1 protein-coding gene is annotated in these 560 nt (G+C 80.7%); it reads left to right on the plus strand.

What is annotated here, in order from left to right; translation table 11 throughout:
* A partial coding sequence (locus CTKZ_RS21810; RefSeq protein ID WP_200829863.1) for a DUF5691 domain-containing protein occupies window positions 1–560 on the plus strand: 560 nt, incomplete at both ends.

Raw genomic sequence — 560 nt, forward strand, 5'->3', positions numbered from 1 at the left:
CGCGTGGCTCGACCGGGCGCGGACGGCCGACCCCGCGACCGCCCGTGCGCTGGTCGCCGAGGCGTGGCGCAGCGCCGGGGCGCAGGAGCGCGCGACGCTCGTCCGTGCGCTGCGGTCCCGCCTGTCCCCGGACGACGAGCCGTTCCTCGACGCGGCGCTCGCGGACCGCTCGGTCGCGGTGCGGGCCGCGGCCGTCGGCGTGCTGGCCCATCTGCCGTCGTCGGCGTTCGTGGCCCGGTGCGCCGAGCGCGCGCTCGCCTCCGTGACGGTCACCCGGCGCATGCTGCGCGACCACCTCATCGTCGAGCTCCCCGAGCCGGAGGCCGACGACCCCTTCGCCGCGCCCGCACCCGGTGCCGGGGCCAAGGCGGCGCTGCTCACCCGGCTGGTCGAGGTCACGCCGCTGTCCGCCTGGGACCGGCTCGGTCGGGACCCCGGCACCCTCGCGCAGCTGGCCGCCGCCGCCGACGCCGGGCCGCTGCTGGACGGCTGGACGGCCGCCGCGGAGCGCGAGCACGACCCGCGGTGGGCGCGTGCGCTGCTGCGCGCGAGCCCCGGGC

The sequence above is a fragment of the Cellulomonas algicola genome, assembly GCF_003851725.1.
GTDB lineage: Bacteria > Actinomycetota > Actinomycetes > Actinomycetales > Cellulomonadaceae > Cellulomonas > Cellulomonas algicola.